The organism is Shewanella sp. ECSMB14102 (genome assembly GCF_000813075.1).
Lineage (GTDB): Bacteria > Pseudomonadota > Gammaproteobacteria > Enterobacterales > Shewanellaceae > Shewanella > Shewanella indica.
The window spans coordinates 13592-33814 of record NZ_JWGX01000061.1 but is presented as its reverse complement, the minus strand read 5'-3'; the positions used below and the strand labels follow the sequence as shown (position 1 = coordinate 33814).

Below are 20223 nucleotides of genomic sequence, written 5' to 3'. Positions count from 1 at the left end.
TCCAAATTCAGTGGTAAGCTTGAGCCAGTTCTCATGAGGGATATTCAACTGCGTCAGTAGCTTGGTACTCTTTTCACTTATCGCGCCACGTTTATCATTGCGAATACAGCGCCCAGTATCATCCACCAATTCAAGATAATCCTTGAGCCCAAACGCAATACCACTGCGCTGGTTATCGCATTCATTTCCAATAAAGGGCAGTAGCTTGGCGGGTTGTTCGTATTTCAAGGCTGCCTGAATACGTAGCCGAATGCTGGTATGTTCCGACTGCTCAGGCGTATCGGCCATCTTGGCTCTGATGGGATTGAGGTCAACGTAGGCCATGCAGGTTAACACTGCGGCTTCATCGAGTAAGGCTTGTGACTTAAATCTTCCTTCCCACAAATTTATCCGGAATAAATTTGAACAGCTTTAGCTGGCCCGCAGGGAGAGCGCCAGGGATGGCGGCGAATAGAATCGGCCGGTACAGTTATCTTCCTGATTGGCTTGACGCGCTATCGGTTCATTAAGGCAACGCATGAACCAACTGATGTCACATAACCTGCTGCGAAAAATCGCGATAGTATGCTTCAGCCTGGGAACTTCATGCGCTTCAATCAGCTCACCCTGGGTGAATTTGCGGGTTAACTCATCACCTTTGAACAGCTTATGCCATTGCTCAAGCACTTCTCTGTCTGTCCATCGGTTTGCTGTCTCTATATCGATATGCAACACCAGATGCAGATGATTACTCATGATGGCGAATGCCGCCACATCAATGGCAAAAACAGCTTCCAGTTCAAACAATAACGATTCGACCCAACCACGGCGGTGGTCATAATTCTTACCCGAGTAGGCATCATCACCACACAGAAAGGCTCGCCGCACCACGCGGCTGCAACAGTGGTAGTAGGGCGTATCTTCAAGGCTGATTTGAGTTCGGCGAGGGCGCGGCATAATAACCTCCTTGTTAAATGCTTAAACAAAGCATAGTCGGAAACTAACTACCACGCCATTAATGCTGGGTGTCCATTTTTTAGCGTTATTAATGCTGGGTGTCCATTTTTTAGTAGCCCATCACCTGCGGTGCGCCTTTCGCACAGGCGATCCTGTGACGTGGCGAGAGTTGCATAGCAACATGCTTTCGAGCGCGAGTCATGGATGACGAGCTGGCCGTTAAACAGGGATGTTGTTGTGAATACGTCCATGTAGCCTCGACAAAAACATCTGACCTACAAGGACGTAGGAAATGCCGAATTTGTCGGGAACAAAATTCGGCCCTGTTTTCGACGGTCACAGTTTCGCCTGTGCCTGGAAATGAGGTGTATGTCTGCGGACACTTCAAATGTTTCAAGCTACTCCATTCCCACAGAATGCACCAATTCCCCCTTCGGAGCCGCCGAGGGCCATTGGCGCAAATAACGTGGCTGAGGGCATGGCCTTTCACGGCATTGGGACTCTATCCCGGCGATATGCCAATAGCTGAAAAGTTCAAACGATGAAAAACAGATACAAAAAAGCCCGTCTATGACGGGCTCTTTCGTTGAATATGGCTGGGGTACCAGGATTCGAACCTGGGAATGCCGGGATCAAAACCCGGTGCCTTACCGCTTGGCGATACCCCATCAGGGTCGGTATTAACCGATACGAATCTTAAGACTCGTGAAGACCAAGTTTGCTGCTAAAGAAACATGGTAGCTATGGCGGGACTTGAACCTGCGACCCCAGCATTATGAGTGCTGTGCTCTAACCAGCTGAGCTACATAGCCACTGTATTTTTTCTCTTTAGCGTTTATGGCTGGGGTACCAGGATTCGAACCTGGGAATGCCGGGATCAAAACCCGGTGCCTTACCGCTTGGCGATACCCCAATATATAAACTTGGTAAAGATGGCTGGGGTACCAGGATTCGAACCTGGGAATGCCGGGATCAAAACCCGGTGCCTTACCGCTTGGCGATACCCCACCAATAATCAAAGCTATTTCAATAAGAGACAGATATGGTACGGGAGGAGAGACTTGAACTCTCACACCTTGCGGCACCAGAACCTAAATCTGGCGTGTCTACCAATTTCACCACTCCCGCAGTGTCTCTTGTTTTGACATCCCAAGAAGGATGGTAGCTATGGCGGGACTTGAACCTGCGACCCCAGCATTATGAGTGCTGTGCTCTAACCAGCTGAGCTACATAGCCACGATAACTTTGCTGTTCCCCGTGCCGAGGAACGGGGCGTATTATGCTTATTCAGGTTATTCAGGTCAACAGCTTTTTTAGGCTAAATCCCGCCGCCCCCGCCGTTTGCCTATAAACCCATCAAACTGGGCAACAGATATGCAAATCCGTGTTCTATCGCCCATTTAGAGTCACTTTATACGTTAAACAGGAAGTGCATCACATCGCCGTCTTTGACGATATAGGTTTTCCCTTCCACCCGCAACTTACCTGCTTCCTTACAACCGGCTTCGCCCTTGTACTGAATAAAGTCATCATAGGCCATAACCTGAGCCCGAATAAAGCCACGCTCAAAGTCGGTGTGAATTTTACCGGCCGCCTGCGGTGCGGTAGAACCTACGGTCACAGTCCAGGCACGTACTTCTTTCACCCCGGCAGTAAAGTAGGTTTGCAGTGTCAGCAATTCGTAACCGGCGCGGATCACCCGATCAAGCCCTGGTTCTTCCAGGCCCAGTTCTTCGAGGAACTCGCTGCGCTCTTCTTCATCCATTTCCGCCAGATCTGACTCGATAGCGGCGCACACAGGCACCACAACGGCATTTTCTTTTTCGGCAATGGCACGCACTGTATCCAGATGCGGGTTATTAATGAAGCCATCTTCAGAAACGTTGGCAATATACATGGTTGGCTTGAGCGTCAGCAGGTTCAGGTAAGCCACGGCTTCCAGTTCTTCCGGGCTCAAATCCAGAGTGCGCAGCATATGGCCTTCGTCCAGTACCGGCTTGAGTTTTTCCAACACTTCGACTTCAAATTTGGCGTCTTTATCGCCACCCTTGGCACGTTTTTGCTGACGCAGTATGGCGCGCTCAACACTGTCGAGATCCGCCAGTGCCAGTTCGGTATTGATCACTTCAATATCACCGGCTGGGTCAACCTTGTTGGCCACGTGAACAATATTGTCATTCTCGAAGCAACGCACTACATGGCCGATAGCATCGGTTTCACGGATGTTGGCCAGGAACTTGTTACCCAGACCTTCGCCCTTGGATGCCCCGGCAACCAGACCGGCAATGTCCACAAACTCCATAGTGGTCGGCAGAACCCGCTCAGGCTTAACGATTTCAGCCAGGGCGTCCAGACGAGCATCCGGCACTGGCACCACACCAGTGTTGGGTTCTATGGTACAGAAGGGAAAGTTTGCCGCTTCGATGCCAGCCTTGGTTAACGCATTGAACAGAGTTGACTTACCGACGTTTGGCAGACCAACGATGCCGCATTTAAAACCCATGATGTTTACCTTTCTCTCTAATTTGAGCCCGGCGCACTCGGCCCCGGACAGGATAATGAAACAGGCGTCTGACGCCTGGATAATCTTAGACCGCTTTAAAGGAGTGCAGCCTGTGCATCGCCTTGGTCATATCCTCGGCAAAGAGGATATCTGTGGCGCGCACCGCTTCATCTACCGCGGCATCGATCAGCGACTGCTCAGTACTCGGCGCCTTGCCAAGCACATAGCCACTGACTTTATTCTTGTCTCCGGGATGACCTATGCCAATCCGCAGACGATAAAAATTCTTGTTATTGCCCAGCTTGGCAATAATGTCCTTGAGGCCGTTATGGCCGCCATGACCACCGCCAAGCTTGAACTTGGCCACACCCGGCGGCATGTCCAGCTCATCGTGGGCCACCAAAATCTCCTCCGGTTGAATACGGAAGAAGTTCGCCAATGCCGCCACCGACTTACCACTCAGGTTCATATAAGTGGAAGGGATCAGCAGGCGCACATCGCGGCCCTTGAGCGTAACTCTGGCAGTCAGGCCAAAATACTTGCTGTCGGCACTGAGCTGGGCACCGCAACCTCTGGCCAGCTCCTGCACATACCAGGCACCGGCATTATGGCGGGTCTGGGCATACTCGGCGCCGGGATTGGCCAGCCCGACGATAAGTTTAATCTCTGTCATCAGTCTCTATTCTGTTTATTCAACGAGAAGTTCTGCGAAGGCCAGAGGTGGCCAGGCAAATATTCACCGCTCTTGAAGCTTGACCGTTACAGGCCAAAACCCGGCATAAAAGCCAATGAAAAATGCCGCATTCTTATAAAAACGCGGCATTTTAGCACTCTCTTGCGACAATCAACAAATCGACCGGGGTTATCTCAGCCCCAGCGCATACTTGAGCACTTGCTGCTTAACCGGAGTATTGATATCCGCCAGCTTGAGGCCGGCGTTACGCAGCAGTTTAAGTGGCAACAGATCGTTACTGAAACCGGCATAGAAGAGATCCATGCCTGTCATCATCAACTGATTGTCAAACCAGCGCTGCTTTTGGAACCCCTCAAGCACTGTGGCCTTTGACCAGTCTTCGCCCTTTTCCAGCGCCTGGGTGATTGTCGCTATCAAGGCTTCGACGTCTTTGAAGCCCAGGTTAACCCCCTGCCCCGCCAGCGGGTTAATGGTGTGAGCCGCGTCCCCCAGGATCACCAGGTTATCGCGATAGTATTGCTGCGCATGGCGCCGGGTCAGCGGAAAACTGCCCTTGGCCAACACTTCGAAGTGGGGATCGAGCCTATCGGGGAAGTGATTGATGATCGCCTGCTTCAGTTGGCTGTCGCTTAGCTGCATCAAACTGCGAATTTGTTTGGCATCGTCATACCAAACCAGGGACGCATTTTTGCCCGGCAATGGCAGCAAGGAACGCGGCCCTTGCGGAGTAAACTGTTGCCAGGTCACATCCTGCTCTTCGCACTCGGTGGCGATATTGATCAACATACAGGACTGGGAATAATCCCAACCGCTGATACCAATTCCGGCCCATTGGCGCACTCTGGAGTTGGCACCATCGGCCCCCACCAGCAAGCGGGCATCGAACACTCGACCATCGTCCAGGCTAACCTCGATGCCGGCACAGGAGCGCACCATGCGCCCGACCCGCGCCGGACAGCAGAGTGTCAGATTGGGGTAGTTGTCGAATTCCTGCCACAGGGCCAGCTGCACCAAACGGTTTTCCACTATGTGGCCCAGACGCTCGGCCTTAATCTGACTGGCATGAAAACGGGTTATGCAGCCTTCCATCTCCCAGGTTTCCAGGCCACGATAGGCCACATGGCGCATACCGAGCAGAGTATCAAATGCCCCCAAACGCTCGAGTAGTGCCTCCGATGCGGCGCTGATGGCCGAGACCCTGACATCCAGAGGTTGCGAGGCATCAAAGGCCTCGGGTTCAAAGGCCTCCACCAGCGCCACTTCCAGCCCGAGTTTGGCTAACCCCAGCGCCGTTGCCGCACCTACCATACCGCCACCTATGATGACGATATCCTTGGTCTCATGTTGTTCTGTCACTATGCCTTTCCTGCTGTCTCTCTTCTCTGCCGCCTTGGCCACAGAGTTGTGTTCAATGGTAACTGTTTTGGCTTCAATCATGAGCAAATGTTGCTGCCGGCCCTCCTGAAACACCTGCTTACAAGCCGACACACGAGTCTTGGCAACCATAGGCTAGCCTCAGTGTGTCCAAGCAGTATCTGTCATAGCCAACACCGCATTGGCGGTTATCGACATCAACAAGTGAGGATACCATGTGCAAACTTACCAACAGCCTGATAGCCGCAGCCCTTATCGTCCCGGCCGCCTTTAGCTCTGGTCATATTCTGGCCGCCACCACGGCAGACCAGATGGAAGTGATAACTGTAACCTATCGCTCGTCGCTGAATTATGCCCTATATCAACAAATCACGGAAACCATGGCCGGCTTTCATATAGAGGTACTGGAGGATATCTATCTTCAGGCTCGCGCCGGTACCCAACAGATGGCTGAGCAGTTTTATCAACAGCAGGACATTCAGCTGGCCGATAATCGTTTACCCATACTTTTTGAAGGGGTACTGCAGCCACCAGAGTAATTCTCAGTCCTGGCGTTCAAAAGCTGGTCAGCGGACTGAACAGCGGGTAAAATGGCGCGCTATTTTTTAAGTGGTTCCGAAGAGCGACGCAAAACTGATGAGTAAAAAACTCCATATTAAAACCTGGGGCTGTCAGATGAATGAGTACGACTCATCCAAGATGGCCGATCTGTTAAACGAATTTCAGGGCTACACCCTGACCGAAGAGGCTGATGAGGCAGATATTCTGCTGCTCAATACCTGTTCTATTCGTGAAAAAGCGCAGGAAAAGGTATTCCATCAGCTGGGCCGCTGGAAAACACTCAAAGACAAGAATCCTGAGCTGATCATTGGCGTGGGTGGTTGTGTGGCTTCGCAAGAAGGCAAGGCGATAAAAGAACGCGCCCAGTGCGTGGATATTATCTTCGGCCCCCAAACCCTGCACCGTCTGCCAGAGATGATCAACCAGGTTCGCAGCGGCGACCAGGCGGTGATTGACGTCAGCTTCCCTGAAATCGAGAAGTTCGACCGTCTGCCCGAGCCCCGCGCTGAAGGCCCCACCGCCTTTGTCTCCATCATGGAAGGCTGCAGCAAGTACTGCTCTTTCTGCGTGGTGCCCTATACCCGCGGTGAAGAAGTCAGTCGGCCACTGGATGACATCATCCTGGAAATCGCTCAACTGGCCGAGCAAGGGGTGCGTGAAGTCAACCTGCTGGGACAAAACGTTAACGCCTATCGCGGCCTGACCCATGATGACGAAATTTGCAGCTTTGCCGAGCTGCTGCGTTATGTGGCCGCCATCGACGGTATCGACCGCATCCGCTTTACCACCAGCCATCCGATAGAGTTCACCCAGGACATTATCGACGTCTATGAAGACACTCCTGAGCTGGTAAGCTTCCTGCACCTGCCGGTGCAATCAGGTTCAGACCGCATTCTGACCCAGATGAAGCGCGGCCATATGGCAATCGAGTACAAGTCAATCATTCGCCGTCTGCGCAAGGCGCGGCCGGATATTCAGATAAGTTCCGACTTTATCATCGGCTTCCCCGGCGAAACCAAAGAAGACTTTGCCGACACCATGAAGCTGATTGAAGAAGTGGGCTTTGACCACAGCTTCAGCTTTATCTACAGTGCCCGTCCCGGCACCCCGGCGGCCGACTTGCCGGATGATGTGGATATGGAAGAGAAAAAGCAGCGCCTGGCAATTCTGCAAGACAGAATCACCCAACAGGCGCAGCGCTACAGCCGCCAGATGCTGGGCACAGTGCAGCGTATTCTGGTGGAAGGCCCATCGGTCAAGAATCCCATGGAACTGCGCGGCCGCACCGAAAACAACCGGGTGGTCAACTTCGAAGGCCAGCCCAAGCATATAGGCAGCTTCGTGGACGTGGAAATCGTCGATGTCTACACCAACTCGCTGCGCGGCAAGTTTGTTCGCGGAGAAGATGAGATGGACTTGCGCAAGAGCCTGCGCCCCAGTGATATTCTGGCCAAGCATAATCAGGAAGACACCCTGGGCGTGACTCAGTTCACCCCGTAAGCGCCGAGACTTCCACGGCGGCCCGGCTCTTCGGACCCGGGCCGTTTTATTTTAGGCTCGATTTTCCGTTAGCATTTATGCCTTCACGCTCGTAAACTGATCAAAGATGACATCAACAGGAGTTTTTGTTTGTCTCACAAATTAACCACCATGAATCTGTATCTCGAACCGGCCGACAGCCGCCGTCTGGCGTCTCTGTGTGGTCCGTTCGATGACAATATCAAACAGCTCGAGCGCCGGGTGGGCGTCGAGATAAGCTACCGCAACAACCATTTTCAGATTGTCGGCCAGCCGCGTAACTGCCTCACCGCCAACAACCTGCTGAAACAGCTCTATGTCGAAACCGCGCCGGTAAAAGGCTCGACTCCGGATCTTGAGCCCGAGCAGGTGCATATCGCCATTCAGGAAGCCATTGCCCTGGAAGCCGACGACAGCGGTGCAGAACCCAAAGAGCACTATATCAAGACCCGCAAAGGGGTGATTAAGCCGCGCAATCCCAACCAGACCCAATATGTGGCCAACATAGTGCGCCATGACATCACCTTCGGCATAGGCCCCGCCGGTACCGGCAAGACCTATCTGGCTGTTGCCGCCGCCGTGGATGCGCTGGAACGTCAGGAGATCCGCCGCATTCTGCTAACCCGCCCTGCGGTGGAAGCCGGTGAGAAACTGGGCTTTCTGCCCGGCGATCTGAGCCAGAAGGTAGACCCTTACCTCAGGCCTCTGTATGACGCCCTGTTTGAGATGCTCGGGTTTGAGAAGGTCGAGCGACTGATAGAGCGCAATGTTATCGAGGTCGCACCGCTGGCCTATATGCGTGGCCGCACCCTCAACGACGCCTTTATCATCCTCGATGAGAGCCAAAATACCACGGTGGAACAGATGAAGATGTTCCTCACCCGTATCGGCTTCAACTCCAAGGCGGTGATCACAGGTGACATTACCCAGATAGATCTGCCGCGCAACGCCAAGTCCGGCCTGCGCCACGCCATTGAAGTACTGAGCGAAGTAGAAGAGATCAGCTTCAACTTCTTCCAGGCCCAGGACGTGGTACGCCACCCGGTAGTCGCCCGCATAGTGGAAGCCTATGAAACGCACGATCAGCGCCAGCAGGCGGCCAAGGCCCAACGCGACAGCCAATATCAACTGACAGAGGCCGGCGCCCATGAGTCTTGATCTGCAACTGGACCTGCAACTGGCTACAGAAGCGCAAAACCTGCCATCCCAGAGCGATTTCGAGCTCTGGGCCCGTACTGCCATAGGCAATAGTATGGAGCAGGCCGAACTGACCATACGTCTGGTGGACAGCGAAGAGAGCCAGCAGTTGAACCGGGACTATCGCGGCAAAGACAAGCCCACCAATGTATTGTCATTTCCGTTTGAAGCGCCACCGGGAATAACCCTGCCATTACTCGGGGATCTTGTCATTTGCGTTTCAGTCGTTGAAAATGAAGCCGGTGAACAGCATAAACCGCTACAGGCGCACTGGGCACATATGGTTGTGCACGGTTGCCTGCATCTGCTAGGTTATGATCACATCGAAGATGCCGAAGCCGAAGAAATGGAGTCGCTAGAGACCCAACTCATTGAAAGCTTAGGTTTTACTGACCCATACAAGGAGCAATAATTGCCAGGGTTCGCCCTGTCATGAAGAACACTATGAGTGACGATATCCCCCCGAGTACCAGCGCCCATAAGAAAGGCTGGTTTGACCGTGTAAGCCAGTTATTCCAGGGCGAACCTCAAAATCGCGAAGATCTGGTTGAGGTGATCCACGATGCCGAGCAGCGTGAGCTCATCACAGAAGATACCCGCGAGATGATAAAAGGTGTTTTAGAGGTATCTGATTTGCGTGTAAGGGACATAATGATCCCCAGAGCGCAAATTGTCGCCATCCAATTCAATGACTCTGTTGAGGAACTGCTCAACACTGTCATCAACTCTGCTCATTCCCGCTTTCCTGTGGTCAATGAAGACAAAGACCATATCGAAGGCATACTGCTGGCCAAAGATCTGCTGAAGTACGGCTTCAACAACAGTGAAGAACCCTTCTCACTGGAAAAAGTGATCCGCCCGGCCGTTGTGGTGCCCGAGAGCAAGAGAGTGGATGTGCTACTCAAAGAGTTCCGTTCCCAACGCTACCATATGGCGATTGTGGTTGATGAATATGGTGGTGTTTCCGGCCTGGTCACCATTGAAGATATTCTCGAAGAGATTGTCGGCGATATCGAAGATGAGTTCGATCACGACAACAGCGACGAGTCTGAGATCCGTAAAGCCGGTAACCGGGTTTACATGGTCAAGGCACTGACCGAGATTGAAGATTTCAACGAAACCTTCAACACCCATTTCAGTGATGAAGAGTTCGACACAGTCGGCGGATTGGTGTCCCACGCCTTCGGTCACCTGCCGGAGCGCAACGAGAAGATCGTCATCGACGGCATTGAATTCAAAGTGATCAGTGCCGATACCCGTCGTTTATTGCAACTCAGGGTGAAACTACCCGATCCCAACGATACTGAAGACAGTAACGACCAGTGAAGTCCACATTAGCGGCGCTTAAACGCCATCCCAAGCTGCGTCTGGTACTGGCCTTTTTGGCCGGTGCCAGTACGGCACTTTCCTTTGCCCCCTACGATCTCTGGCCCATCTACCCGCTGGCGCTGGCCTTTGGCCTTTGGCACAGTGATAAGCTTTCCCCCAAGGCCAGTTTTGGCTATTGGCTCAGCTTTGGCTTTGGCGCCTTCGCCTTCGGGATCAGCTGGGTGCATGTCAGCATGGACAGATTCGGTGGCTTGCCGCTAATTGCTTCCATGGGCCTGATGGCCCTGTTGGCCCTCTATCTGGCCTTGTATCCGGCGCTGGCCGGTGCCCTGCTGGCACGACTGGCGCCCAAGCGTCATAACTGGCAACTACTGGGGCTGTTTCCGGCGCTCTGGACCCTGTGCGAATGGCTGCGGGGCTGGGTACTCACCGGTTTTCCCTGGCTCTGGGGCGGCTATAGCCAAACCTCTGGCCCCTTGAAGCCACTGGCCTCAATGATAGGCACTTTGGGGCTCAGTTTTACGGTAGCGCTGTTGGCAGCAAGCCTGGTGCTGCTGCTCAAACGTCGCTGGCTCAGCCTGGTGGTGAGCTCGGCACTACTCACCCTGCTTGTATGGCAGGCGCCGCGATTTTCAACGGTTGAGCGCACCGGCGAGACCCTCAGCGTGGCGCTGGTGCAGGGCAATATTCCTCAGAGCATGAAGTGGGAGCCGGACGCGCTCTGGCCGACTATGCTCAAGTATATGGATCTCTCCCGCCCGCATCTGGACAGAGACTTGGTGATCTGGCCCGAGGCAGCGATACCGGCCCCCGAAAGCATGGTGGCCGAGTTTCTCGACAACGCCAACAAGGTCGCCAATCTGCGGGATGCCGCCATCATCACAGGTATCATCAGCCAGCAAAATGGCGACTTCTACAACTCGCTGATCGTGCTGGGAAATCACCATCAGAAACAGCAACAAAACGCCAACTATAGCGCAGCTGGCGACAATCAGTTTCGCAAACATCACCTGCTGCCCATAGGCGAGTTTGTGCCCATGGAGTCGCTGCTGCGGCCCCTGGCCCCCTTCTTCAACCTGCCCATGTCCTCATTTGCCAGAGGCAGTTATCAGCAAAATAATCTGACGGCGTTGGGTCATACTCTGGCACCGGCAATCTGCTATGAAATCGCTTTCCCCGAGCAGCTCAGGGCCAACGTCGCCGAGGATACCCAGGTGTTGCTGACCGTCTCCAACGATGCCTGGTTTGGTGAATCCAATGGCCCGTTGCAACACATGGAGATAGCCCAGATGCGCTCGGTCGAGTTGGGCCGACCTCTGCTGCGGGCCACCAACAATGGCGTCACCGCCGTGGTGGATGAATTTGGCAATATCAGTGCCAAACTACCGCAGTTTGTAGAAGGTGTACTCACCGCTGAAGTGCCGCTGGTCGAGGGCCAGACTCTGTTCAGCCGAATCGGTCAATGGCCGGTACTGGGGCTGAGTGGCTTGCTGCTGCTTTTGGGACTGTTGTATTGCCCCAAGCGACGAAAGAACAATAAAAGCTAAAACCAACTCATTGATTTTTATCTAATTGATAAAATATTAATGGACACATAAGTATTTCTTAAGACTGCTTTTCTAGGCTTTGGATACTGGTTAACAGATCCGGAGTATCTCTATGGTCAAGCAGTTTCCCCTGTCTGCCCTGGAAAAGGACGTCCCACATTCTGCCAACCCGCCTCATTCGCTTCCCGAGTGTCGCCTGTTCCATGAACAGGCAGAGGGCCGCACTGAGGTCGAAGACTATATCGCCGCCAAATACTTTCAGGTGCATGGCGCCAGGCTCAAGGAGTTTTTACCTTTCTTACTGCAACTGACCATTAAAGGTCAGCCTCAGGGCGCCTTCGGCCTCAGGGCCGGATGTTACTATCCTTTGTTTCTGGAGCAATACCTAGAAGCCCCCATAGAGCAACAGGTGGCACTGCTGGCCAAACGCCCGGTGGATAGGGCTTCCTTGGTGGAAGTGGGCAATCTGGCACTCACCAATAAGAGTTCAGGGCCCCTGCTGCTGGTACTGCTTGCCGCCACTCTGGCCAGAGCCGGTTTTGAGTATATGGTCTTTACCGTCACAGAGCAGGTGGAAGCGCTAATGAAACTGCTGGGCTTTTCGCCCATGCTGCTGTGCAGCGCCGATCCTGAGCGACTGGAAGGTGACAGCGCCATCTGGGGCAATTACTACCGCAACAACCCCAAAGTCATGATTGGCGATCTGCGCCTCGCCCAAGAAGTGATAGAAACCAGCCCCCGCTTGAGGCGACTGGCACAAAGGCACGAATCGGATATCAACTCCATGGCGGCCGAATTGGCTTATGCCAGAACCCGGGAATCAAGCCTATGACTCCATCACCTCAATTAAATCAAGCCAATATCTCTGAGTCAGGCACCGGAACCAACCTTGATTGGGATGTCCTGGGCAAACTCAACGGCGAAGATCAGGCCATTGCCCTTAGCGATGCTGGGCGGCAACTCAGCTACCTTGAACTGAAAACGGAAATCCGCCGCTACAGTGATTTCCTCAAACGCCTCAATATCCGCAGCCTGGCGCTGCATGCCGGCAACAGTGTCCAGTGGGCGATACTGGATCTCGCCTGCCAGCAGGCGGGAGTTCTTTGCCTGCCCTTGCCGCTGTTTTTCTCCCAAGAGCAGTTGGCAAACTGCCTTGAACAAACCTCGGTTGAGCTGGTGCTGAGCGAAAGCCCACAAATTCAGCCTTGTTTGCCAAAGGGCTTTGCGCCGTACCAAGGTCTCAGTGAACTGGGCTGCAATCTATACGGCTGGCAGTTATATGACGAGCGGCTATCTGAGGGACAGCTCTGCGACGGACATCCGGGCCAACAGAGTGTTTGCGCCGAGAGTAGGACGGCTTTTCCGCAAGTCCCACAGGGCACAGCCAAAATTACCTTTACCTCAGGCTCTACCGGTAACCCCAAGGGGGTGTGTCTCAGCAGCGAGCATCAATGGCGGGTGGCCGAATCGCTTGCAAAAGTCACGGCCCTGCCCAGCCCCAGGCATCTTTGTCTGTTGCCCTTGAGCACCTTGCTGGAAAACATCGCCGGTATCTACAGCCCCTTGCTGTGCGGCGGCACTGTGCTGCTGCCCTCGGATAAAGCCCGCGGCATGCACGGCAGCTCAAGACTCGACAGCCAGGCGCTGCTACAGACCATAAGCCAAGCGCAGCCGAGCAGCATGATCCTCATTCCTCAGTTGCTGACACTGCTGGTCGGGGCCTGCGAGCAAGGTTGGCAAGCGCCAGATTCACTGCGCTTTGTCGCCGTTGGTGGCGGCAAGGTCGCTCCCGAGTTGCTAATGCGGGCCAGGGAGCTTGGATTGCCGGTTTATGAAGGTTACGGCCTGTCGGAATGCGGCTCCGTCGTGGCGCTCAACACCCCGGATAAAGACACTCCCGGCTTTGCCGGCACTGTGTTACCTCACTGCAAAGTCACCATTCGCGGCGGCGAAATCCATGTCAGCGGCGCCAGTCACCTGGGATATCTCGACCAACCCGAGACTTGGGGCCAGGGGGAAGTCGCCACCGGCGACCTTGGCCTGCTCGATAAAGGTGTGCTCACCATTAGCGGGCGCCGCAAGCATCTGCTTATCAGCTCCTTTGGCCGCAATATCAGCCCTGAGTGGGTGGAGTCGGCGCTGATGGCCAAACCGCTGCTGAGTCAGTGTATGGTCCTTGGCGACGCCAGGCCCTGGCTCAGCGCGCTACTGTGCGCTCCGCACCAAGTCAGCGATGAGCAGCTCCAGACCTGGCTGGATGCGGTCAATGCCACACTGCCCGACTACGCCAGGATCAAACGCTGGATAAGACTGAATGAAACCGAGCTCAAGCCTCACACCACCGCCAATGGCAGGGTCAAGCGCGCCTCACTGCTGAGCGCCCTGGCCGCTCAAATAGAACAGCTCTATCTATCTATCTGAAACCCCATATCTTGAGGGAACCTTATAATGAATTTCTACGACCAATTACAACAAGCAACCCAGAGCGGACGCGAGTATCTGCAGGCCAGTCCCATCATAGGCAAATGCCTGCAAGGAGAGATAAGCCTGGAGGACTATGTCGCCTTCCTGCACCAGGCCTATCACCATGTGAAGCACACTTCGCCGCTGCTCATGGCCACAGGCGCCAGACTGCCGGAAAGCAAGGAATGGCTCAGGGTGGCGGTAGCCGAGTATATCGAAGAGGAGCAAGGCCACCAGGAGTGGATCCTCAATGACATAGCCGCCTGCGGTTTTGACAAGGAAAAGGCCAGACGCAGCACGCCGCTGTTTGCCACCGAACTCATGGTGGCTTACGCCTACGACATGGTGAATCGAGTAAGTCCGCTGGGCTTTTTCGGCATGGTCAATGTACTGGAAGGCACCAGCATCAATCTGGCGCTGCTGGCGGCCGAGAAAGTGCAATCGCGCCTGGGGCTGCCGGATTCGGCCTTCAGTTATCTCAAGTCTCACGGCGAGCTGGACAAGCAACATATCCAGTTTTTTGAAGGGCTGATGAACCGGATTGAGGATCCCGAAGAACAAGCCTTGATCATTCACGCCGCCAACAACTTCTACCGCCTCTACGGCAACATCTTCCGCGAGCTGGCGCCGGCCCAGGCCTTGGCGCTGGCCTCCTGAAAACGGTGACCAATATGGAACTCAAACATTTGAATGTCATCATCACCGGCGCCAGTGGCGGCATCGGTAGCGCCATCGCCAGGGCATTGGCCGCCAAAGGCGCCAGGCTGCTGCTCTGCGGCCGGGATCAAGCCAAGCTCGATATCCTGAAACAGAGCCTTGCCGGAGAACATCACACCTTAAGCGCCGATCTGACCAGCAGTGGCGGTCAATGCCAGCTGCGCCAGGCCGCCGGGGTGTTCAGCCCCAAGGTGTTGATCAACTGCCTCGGAGTCAATCAACTCAGCATGTTGGAAGCCAGCGACACCTGTGATACCCGCGCCATGATGGCGGTGAACCTGGAGGCGCCCATCAACTGTTGCCGCACCCTGCTACCCTTGCTCAAACGCCAGTCAGAGGCCGCCATCATCAATGTCGGCTCCATTCTCGGCAGCATAGGCTACCCGGGCTCCAGTCTTTACTGCGCCAGCAAGTTTGGCCTCAGGGGTTTTACCGAAGCACTGGAGCGGGAGTTGGCCGACAGCAAGATTAAGGTGCTCTATTTCGCCCCCAGAGCCACGGATACCGAACTCAACACAGAATCGATGCGCCAGCTCAATTCGGCGCTCGGCAACCGTCAGGACAGCCCTGAATGGGTGGCCAACATCCTCTGTCGGGATCTGGCCGATAGTCGCCGGGGCCGCCGTTTTATCGGTTGGCCGGAAAAGCTGTTTGTGCGGGTAAACGCCCTGCTGCCAGGCCTGGTTAACTATGATACCCGCAAGAAACTGCCACTTATCCGCCAGTTTTGCCAAAGGGCCATGTCAACACAAGACACGGCCAACCCCATCACCGAAGGAGAGAAACATGAAGCCATTTAAACTCTTGTGCCTGAGCGCAGCGCTGCTGGTGAGTCCTTCGCTCTGGGCCGATGACGCCAGCGATCTGGCTGTCAAACAGTTGCAACACGACTGGGCCATCAACAACTATCAACTCAGCGGCGACGAGCAGGAAAAAGCCTTTGTCAAACTGCTGAAGCTGGCAGATGAGTCGGTGCAGTCCCACCCTCAAAGTACGGGCGTGCGCATCTGGCACGGCATTATCAACTCTACCTATGCCGGGGTCAGCGGCGGCCTCGGTGCCCTCAAGTACGCCAAGCGGGCTCGCAGTGACTTTGAGCAGGCGCTTAAGCAAGATCCCACCGCGCTCAAGGGCTCTGCCTATACGAGTCTCGGGGTGCTTTACTACAAGGTGCCCGGCTGGCCGCTAGGCTTTGGGGACGATGACAAGGCCGAGGAGTTGCTGAAACAAGCGTTGGAGCTCAACCCCGATGGTATAGACAGCAACTACTTTTACGGCGACTTCCTGTTGGAAGAGGACAGGTATGACGAAGCCCTGCCTTTCCTGCAAAAAGCGCTCGAAGCCGCCCCAAGGCCAGGGCGCGAGCTGGCAGATGCGGGTCGCAAGCAGGAAATCAAGGCTGCACTCGCCAAAATCGCCGCCTATCGCGATAACAGCTAACGTCAGTCAATTTTTACCGGTAAAGATTGCATTTGATGGACATGATTGGCGCTTGATTTCGAGCTCAGCCCAATATCAGTCAGCCAATACAGGCTGACTGATGGTTTTGTTATCCGGGCAAGGAACTGTTACAACTTATCCCCCTGCGCGAAGGGATCGTCAATCGACTTAGCCGGCTGGGTAAACCAGCGTGGCCCCTCTGCCGTCATATAGAAGTGATCTTCATGGCGAACGCCGAACTCGCCGGGCACACAAAGCATGGGCTCATTGGAAAAACACATACCAACGGCCAGTGGGGTGTTGTCGCCATCAACCAGATAGGGCCACTCATGAATATCCAGGCCTATGCCGTGGCCCGTTCTATGGGGCAGTCCCGGCAGTTGGTATCCAGGCCCGAAACCGGCCGCTTCCAACACGGCTCTGGCCGCCTTGTCGACACCACTGCAGGGCGCACCTAAAGCCGCCGCTTCAAAACCGGCCCGCTGCGCTGCCTGCTCCAGTGCCCACAATTGCCGCTGCCGCTCGCTTGGCGTACCAAATACATAGGTGCGGGTAATATCCGAGTTGTAACCATGCAGCTGACAGCCTGTGTCTATCAACACTGTGTCGCCCGGCGCCAGCGTCTTGGGCGACTTGACCCCATGGGGATAGGCACTGTCTTCACCAAAGAGTACTATGCAGAAATAGGAACCATTGGCACCCACGGCTCTATGGGCCTTATCGATAAAATCTTCCACCTCGGCGGTACTGATCCCCGGGCGTAATATTCTGGCGGCGGCCTTGTGCACTTCGAGCGTCATATCCATCGCCCGCTGAATCAGCCTCAGCTCGGCGGGCGATTTATGCATTCGCAATTGGGCGCTAATCTTGGCGCCGTTGACAAAGGCAAGCTCGGGGCAAGTCTCACGCAGGCCATCAAACAAAAAGAAAGGGGCTGATTCATCTATAGCCAGAACGGCGCCCGGGCGCAGACAGCCCATGCGCTCAAGCACATTGCGGCACAGCACATAGGGACTCTGGTGCTCATGCCAGGTGTTAACCTGTCCAGGCTGCAACATAAAGCCTTTGAGGGTGTCGAGCTCAAATGCCGGCGCCAGGTATTCCAGCTCACCACGACAGGGCAAAATCGCCCCGACCATACGCTCACTGGCATACCAGCGCAGGCCGGAGAAATAGTAAAGATTGGTGCCGGCATTGAGATAGAGGGCATCTATCCCCAACTCTTGCATCAGCGCCTGGGCATTTTGTTGCCTGGTTTTGAATTCGGCGGCATCCACCGCTGTGACATCCCGAGTCATATCCACCAGCTTTGCCAACTCCTGCTCCGGGGTTGAGCCACCAACGCCTGTGCTCATAGACTTCTCCTGCTTGATTGTTTTTATTAATTGGGTACTAATCTGTTTCGGATTTTTAATATATTGTATGCAAATATTGCATGCAAATTTTAAAGTACAAACGAAATTACCAATTTCCGGTGACCGCTGATATGCTGCTTGCGCCAAACGCGGGAGTACAATATGCAGGATCTTGCCAACTATATTCTGGCTATAGAGGGACGAACAAGCTGCACTGAGTTGTTGGAGTCGGTGCAAATTCACACCACGGACGATGAAGGTTTATGGCAATATCACTTTGCCGATGGCGCCATTATCGAAAAACAGCAGGAGCTGGAACAGGAGCCAAACCGGTCCAACATCGGCGAGCTTTGCGAAGATAACTGGACCCGTTATCGGGTGCTGAAAGGAAACGATATCAGCCCAAAACAAAAAGCCTTCAGCAACCTGTGCCAAAGGGCCTTCTGGTTGAAGATGCGTCAGGCCTGCCAGGAACCAGCTTGAAGGGGGATGTCTCCCCCCTTGAGCCAGAGTATCAGGCCTGTTGCATCAGCATTACTTGCAGGCCGCGGCAGACCAAGGTCTCCATATCGTCGACCCGACTTATCTGACACTGACTGACAGTGGCTGGAACCGCCAAGTCTTTAACACCGCTGACACAGCCCTTGTAGTAGTCGGCATTGGCCAACATGCTACCGGCGAGCCAGAGTTTTTGCGGATTGAGCAGGTTAACCGCCCAGGCTATGCCCATCCCCAAATAAGCCCCGGCGCGGTAGAGTTCCACCGGGTTACGCAAGCGTCGACGCCGTACCGACTCGCCGCTGGCCAACTGTTCGAGGCTGAATTCCCCCGACTCCGTCATCACCCGGCAAGCGCCAAGCTCACCGCCCAGGCCATTGGCACCGCTGAACACCCGGCCGTTGAGCGCCAGTGACATACCGATCCCTGTGCCACACATCACCAAGAGTTCACATTGGTGTTTGACGCTGGCAATGGCGTGCAGACCGGCGTGGATATCATTGCTGATGGCCACCAGTTCACCACGGCTACTGAGCTTTTCCGGGTTAAGCCCCACCAGTGCAGGCAAGGCTCGGCAGGATATCAGTTGGTTGTCTCGCACCATGCCGGGGAAGGCCAGTGCCAGACGGTAGTTTGCAAGCCCATAATCAGATTCAAGTTCAGCCAATTGCCGATTGAGATCTGCTATGGTGAAATTCTCTCCGGTGGGGATTTTATATTGTTCTGTTGTTTCCCCTTGCCGCAGCTGAAACAGCGCGGTTTCAGTCCCCACTTCGATCGTTAATGTCGACATCAATAAACCCCTTTTTACCGTACCGCCAGAGGCGGTAGACGGCCTAAGATGTTAGCACAGTGCTGCCGGCACCGCACCTAATCATCAAGGTTCTGTTATTTGTAACGCTTTGCTTTTACTTAACTTCCACCATGCTATCAGGATAAGTTGGGTCGCAATGGCGGGAATACAGATCACTAATAGCAACTGCCAGCCAAGCTGATAAATGACCCAGCCGGCTCCCAGAGAGGCCAACGCCTGAGAGCCAAATACCAGAGAATCGTTGAAAGACTGCACAGTGAACCTCTCCTCGGTGCGATAACAGCCAGGCAACAGCGAAGTGCCGGCAACAAACAGGAAGTTCCAACCCACACCCAACATCACCAGCGCACTCCAATAGTTGAGCAGGTCACGCCCCGCCAGCGCCAGAGCCAAGGTCAGGCAGTAAAGCGCCAGCCCGGCCAACATGATGCGGGTATGCCCCAAACGGGCTATCAGGTAGCCACTTATCAGCGAAGGCAGATACATGGCAATCACATGGCTCTGGATCACCCACTTGGTATCCTCAAGGCTGTGATGCTCTATGTGATGCATATGCACAGGGGTCGCCGTCATGATAAAACTCATCAAGGCATAGCCTATAACTGCAGCGCCGCAGGCAACCCAGAGTCGGCTTTGACGCAAAATAACCGACAATGGCCGAATATCCATACTCTCAACCTTGGAGGCTTTGAGCACCGGGCCTTCATCTTGATAAAACAACAAGCAAGCCAGCGCCAGCACACCGACCAGAGTCACCATCAAAAATGCACCTGTGTAGGTTACCGGCAGAATATCCTTGGCCAGCAAGGCCAGTTCTGGCCCGAGGAAGGCGGCGAGCAAACCACCAAGCAACACCCGGCTGGCTGCCTTGGCAGACAGAGTCGGCGCCACTGACTCCATGGCGGCAAACCGGTATTGCTGGATAATGGCGCCGCCGCATCCGAGCAGCAGACCGCTGGCACAAAATCCCCAGAACTGGGCATACCAAACACTAAGCGCCGCCATAACACCCGCCATACTGGTCAGCAGGGCGCCACCGATAAATACCCGTCGCCGTCCCAAACGCTGCATCAAGATATTGATAGGCACAATCGCCACAGCGACTCCGACTACCATCATGGCGATAGGCAATGTCGACAGCGAGGGAACCGGGCTCAGCTCTGCCCCTATTATGCCTCCGAGCAATACCATGATAGGTGTGGCACTCATGGCAAAGGCCTGCGCCAACATCAACACCCAAACATTTAGCGGCATAAAGGCATCCTTGAATAAAAATC

At 54.4% G+C, this 20223-nt stretch carries 18 protein-coding genes, 6 tRNA genes and 1 pseudogene; 12 read left to right on the top strand and 13 right to left on the bottom strand.

What is annotated here, in order from left to right; all coding sequences use genetic code 11:
- From RC73_RS17770 to RC73_RS17725, 10 genes and pseudogenes are all read right to left on the bottom strand, one after another.
- A pseudogene (locus RC73_RS17770) lies at positions 1-936 on the bottom strand (transposase); the annotation flags it as partial.
- A 593-nt stretch (positions 937-1529) separates the two neighbouring features.
- A tRNA-Gln gene (locus RC73_RS17765) sits at positions 1530-1604 on the bottom strand.
- A 67-nt stretch (positions 1605-1671) separates the two neighbouring features.
- Positions 1672-1748 (bottom strand) — tRNA-Met (locus tag RC73_RS17760).
- 26 nt (positions 1749-1774) lie between these two features.
- Positions 1775-1849 (bottom strand) — tRNA-Gln (locus tag RC73_RS17755).
- A gap of 20 nt (positions 1850-1869) precedes the next feature.
- Positions 1870-1944 (bottom strand) — tRNA-Gln (locus RC73_RS17750).
- Positions 1945-1979: 35 nt separating this feature from the next.
- Positions 1980-2064 (bottom strand) — tRNA-Leu (locus RC73_RS17745).
- Between the two features lie 31 nt (positions 2065-2095).
- Positions 2096-2172, bottom strand: a tRNA-Met gene (locus tag RC73_RS17740).
- A 175-nt stretch (positions 2173-2347) separates the two neighbouring features.
- Entirely contained in the window at positions 2348-3439 is a 1092-nt protein-coding gene (ychF, locus tag RC73_RS17735; RefSeq protein ID WP_039035896.1) for a redox-regulated ATPase YchF, read from the bottom strand.
- Positions 3440-3524: 85 nt separating this feature from the next.
- Positions 3525-4112, bottom strand: coding sequence for an aminoacyl-tRNA hydrolase (gene pth, locus RC73_RS17730; protein ID WP_025011686.1), 588 nt, complete (start codon positions 4110-4112; stop codon positions 3525-3527).
- Between the two features lie 189 nt (positions 4113-4301).
- On the bottom strand, positions 4302-5639 hold the full coding sequence (locus RC73_RS17725; protein WP_268814496.1) for an FAD-dependent oxidoreductase: 1338 nt from the start codon (positions 5637-5639) through the stop codon (positions 4302-4304).
- A gap of 83 nt (positions 5640-5722) precedes the next feature.
- Between RC73_RS17725 and RC73_RS17720 the strand changes: the two genes are divergently transcribed.
- The 11 genes from RC73_RS17720 (at position 5723) to RC73_RS17670 (ending at position 16279) form a co-directional block, all read left to right on the top strand.
- Entirely contained in the window at positions 5723-6046 is a 324-nt protein-coding gene (locus tag RC73_RS17720) for a hypothetical protein (protein ID WP_052248273.1), read from the top strand.
- 97 nt (positions 6047-6143) lie between these two features.
- Positions 6144-7568: a tRNA (N6-isopentenyl adenosine(37)-C2)-methylthiotransferase MiaB gene (gene miaB, locus RC73_RS17715; protein WP_039035895.1), complete on the top strand. Its 1425-nt coding sequence runs from the start codon at positions 6144-6146 to the stop codon at positions 7566-7568.
- 129 nt (positions 7569-7697) lie between these two features.
- The gene (locus RC73_RS17710; RefSeq protein WP_039035894.1) at positions 7698-8744 is read left to right on the top strand and encodes a PhoH family protein; all 1047 of its coding nucleotides are present in this window, start codon (positions 7698-7700) and stop codon (positions 8742-8744) included.
- Entirely contained in the window at positions 8734-9195 is a 462-nt protein-coding gene (ybeY, locus tag RC73_RS17705; RefSeq protein WP_039035893.1) for an rRNA maturation RNase YbeY, read from the top strand. The genes RC73_RS17710 and ybeY overlap by 11 nt, the downstream gene beginning before the upstream one ends.
- A 32-nt stretch (positions 9196-9227) precedes the next feature.
- Positions 9228-10109, top strand: a complete 882-nt coding sequence (gene corC / locus RC73_RS17700; RefSeq protein WP_025011682.1) for a CNNM family magnesium/cobalt transport protein CorC — start codon at positions 9228-9230, stop codon at positions 10107-10109.
- A complete protein-coding gene (gene lnt / locus RC73_RS17695) occupies positions 10106-11659 on the top strand; it encodes an apolipoprotein N-acyltransferase (protein ID WP_039035892.1) in 1554 nt (517 codons plus the stop codon). The genes corC and lnt overlap by 4 nt, the downstream gene beginning before the upstream one ends.
- 112 nt (positions 11660-11771) lie before the next feature.
- On the top strand, positions 11772-12491 hold the full coding sequence (locus RC73_RS17690; RefSeq protein ID WP_052248272.1) for a thermostable hemolysin: 720 nt from the start codon (positions 11772-11774) through the stop codon (positions 12489-12491).
- A complete protein-coding gene (locus tag RC73_RS17685) occupies positions 12488-14080 on the top strand; it encodes an AMP-binding protein (protein ID WP_052248271.1) in 1593 nt (530 codons plus the stop codon). The genes RC73_RS17690 and RC73_RS17685 overlap by 4 nt, the downstream gene beginning before the upstream one ends.
- A 27-nt stretch (positions 14081-14107) precedes the next feature.
- Positions 14108-14779, top strand: coding sequence for a TenA family transcriptional regulator (locus RC73_RS17680; protein ID WP_039035891.1), 672 nt, complete (start codon positions 14108-14110; stop codon positions 14777-14779).
- Positions 14780-14793: 14 nt separating this feature from the next.
- The gene (locus tag RC73_RS17675; RefSeq protein ID WP_039035890.1) at positions 14794-15639 is read left to right on the top strand and encodes an SDR family oxidoreductase; all 846 of its coding nucleotides are present in this window, start codon (positions 14794-14796) and stop codon (positions 15637-15639) included.
- A complete protein-coding gene (locus RC73_RS17670; protein WP_025011680.1) occupies positions 15626-16279 on the top strand; it encodes a tetratricopeptide repeat protein in 654 nt (217 codons plus the stop codon). The genes RC73_RS17675 and RC73_RS17670 overlap by 14 nt, the downstream gene beginning before the upstream one ends.
- 128 nt (positions 16280-16407) lie before the next feature.
- Here the strand turns inward: RC73_RS17670 and RC73_RS17665 are convergent, their stop codons facing one another.
- Positions 16408-17634 (bottom strand): M24 family metallopeptidase, encoded by a 1227-nt coding sequence (locus RC73_RS17665; protein ID WP_039035889.1) that lies wholly within the window; start codon positions 17632-17634, stop codon positions 16408-16410.
- Positions 17635-17796: 162 nt separating this feature from the next.
- Here RC73_RS17665 and RC73_RS17660 point away from each other — a divergent pair, with 162 nt between their 5' ends.
- Positions 17797-18117, top strand: coding sequence for a hypothetical protein (locus tag RC73_RS17660; protein WP_039035888.1), 321 nt, complete (start codon positions 17797-17799; stop codon positions 18115-18117).
- Between the two features lie 31 nt (positions 18118-18148).
- Here the strand turns inward: RC73_RS17660 and RC73_RS17655 are convergent, their stop codons facing one another.
- Both RC73_RS17655 and RC73_RS17650 read right to left on the bottom strand, forming a co-directional pair.
- A complete protein-coding gene (locus RC73_RS17655) occupies positions 18149-18925 on the bottom strand; it encodes an ROK family protein (protein ID WP_039035887.1) in 777 nt (258 codons plus the stop codon).
- Between the two features lie 84 nt (positions 18926-19009).
- Positions 19010-20200 (bottom strand): MFS transporter, encoded by a 1191-nt coding sequence (locus RC73_RS17650; RefSeq protein ID WP_039035886.1) that lies wholly within the window; start codon positions 20198-20200, stop codon positions 19010-19012.
- Positions 20201-20223 lie beyond the last annotated feature (23 nt).

Bases quoted from the DNA above. Each gene is read 5' to 3' on its own strand.
- ychF (WP_039035896.1), bottom strand. From the start codon at position 3,439: ATGGGTTTTAAATGCGGCATCGTTGGTCTGCCAAACGTCGGTAAGTCA.
- pth (WP_025011686.1), bottom strand. From the start codon at position 4,112: ATGACAGAGATTAAACTTATCGTCGGGCTGGCCAATCCCGGCGCCGAG.
- RC73_RS17725 (WP_268814496.1), bottom strand. From the start codon at position 5,639: ATGGTTGCCAAGACTCGTGTGTCGGCTTGTAAGCAGGTGTTTCAGGAG.
- RC73_RS17720 (WP_052248273.1), top strand. From the start codon at position 5,723: ATGTGCAAACTTACCAACAGCCTGATAGCCGCAGCCCTTATCGTCCCG.
- miaB (WP_039035895.1), top strand. From the start codon at position 6,144: ATGAGTAAAAAACTCCATATTAAAACCTGGGGCTGTCAGATGAATGAG.
- ybeY (WP_039035893.1), top strand. From the start codon at position 8,734: ATGAGTCTTGATCTGCAACTGGACCTGCAACTGGCTACAGAAGCGCAA.
- corC (WP_025011682.1), top strand. From the start codon at position 9,228: ATGAGTGACGATATCCCCCCGAGTACCAGCGCCCATAAGAAAGGCTGG.
- RC73_RS17690 (WP_052248272.1), top strand. From the start codon at position 11,772: ATGGTCAAGCAGTTTCCCCTGTCTGCCCTGGAAAAGGACGTCCCACAT.
- RC73_RS17685 (WP_052248271.1), top strand. From the start codon at position 12,488: ATGACTCCATCACCTCAATTAAATCAAGCCAATATCTCTGAGTCAGGC.
- RC73_RS17680 (WP_039035891.1), top strand. From the start codon at position 14,108: ATGAATTTCTACGACCAATTACAACAAGCAACCCAGAGCGGACGCGAG.
- RC73_RS17675 (WP_039035890.1), top strand. From the start codon at position 14,794: ATGGAACTCAAACATTTGAATGTCATCATCACCGGCGCCAGTGGCGGC.
- RC73_RS17670 (WP_025011680.1), top strand. From the start codon at position 15,626: ATGAAGCCATTTAAACTCTTGTGCCTGAGCGCAGCGCTGCTGGTGAGT.
- RC73_RS17665 (WP_039035889.1), bottom strand. From the start codon at position 17,634: ATGAGCACAGGCGTTGGTGGCTCAACCCCGGAGCAGGAGTTGGCAAAG.
- RC73_RS17660 (WP_039035888.1), top strand. From the start codon at position 17,797: ATGCAGGATCTTGCCAACTATATTCTGGCTATAGAGGGACGAACAAGC.
- RC73_RS17655 (WP_039035887.1), bottom strand. From the start codon at position 18,925: ATGTCGACATTAACGATCGAAGTGGGGACTGAAACCGCGCTGTTTCAG.
- RC73_RS17650 (WP_039035886.1), bottom strand. From the start codon at position 20,200: ATGCCGCTAAATGTTTGGGTGTTGATGTTGGCGCAGGCCTTTGCCATG.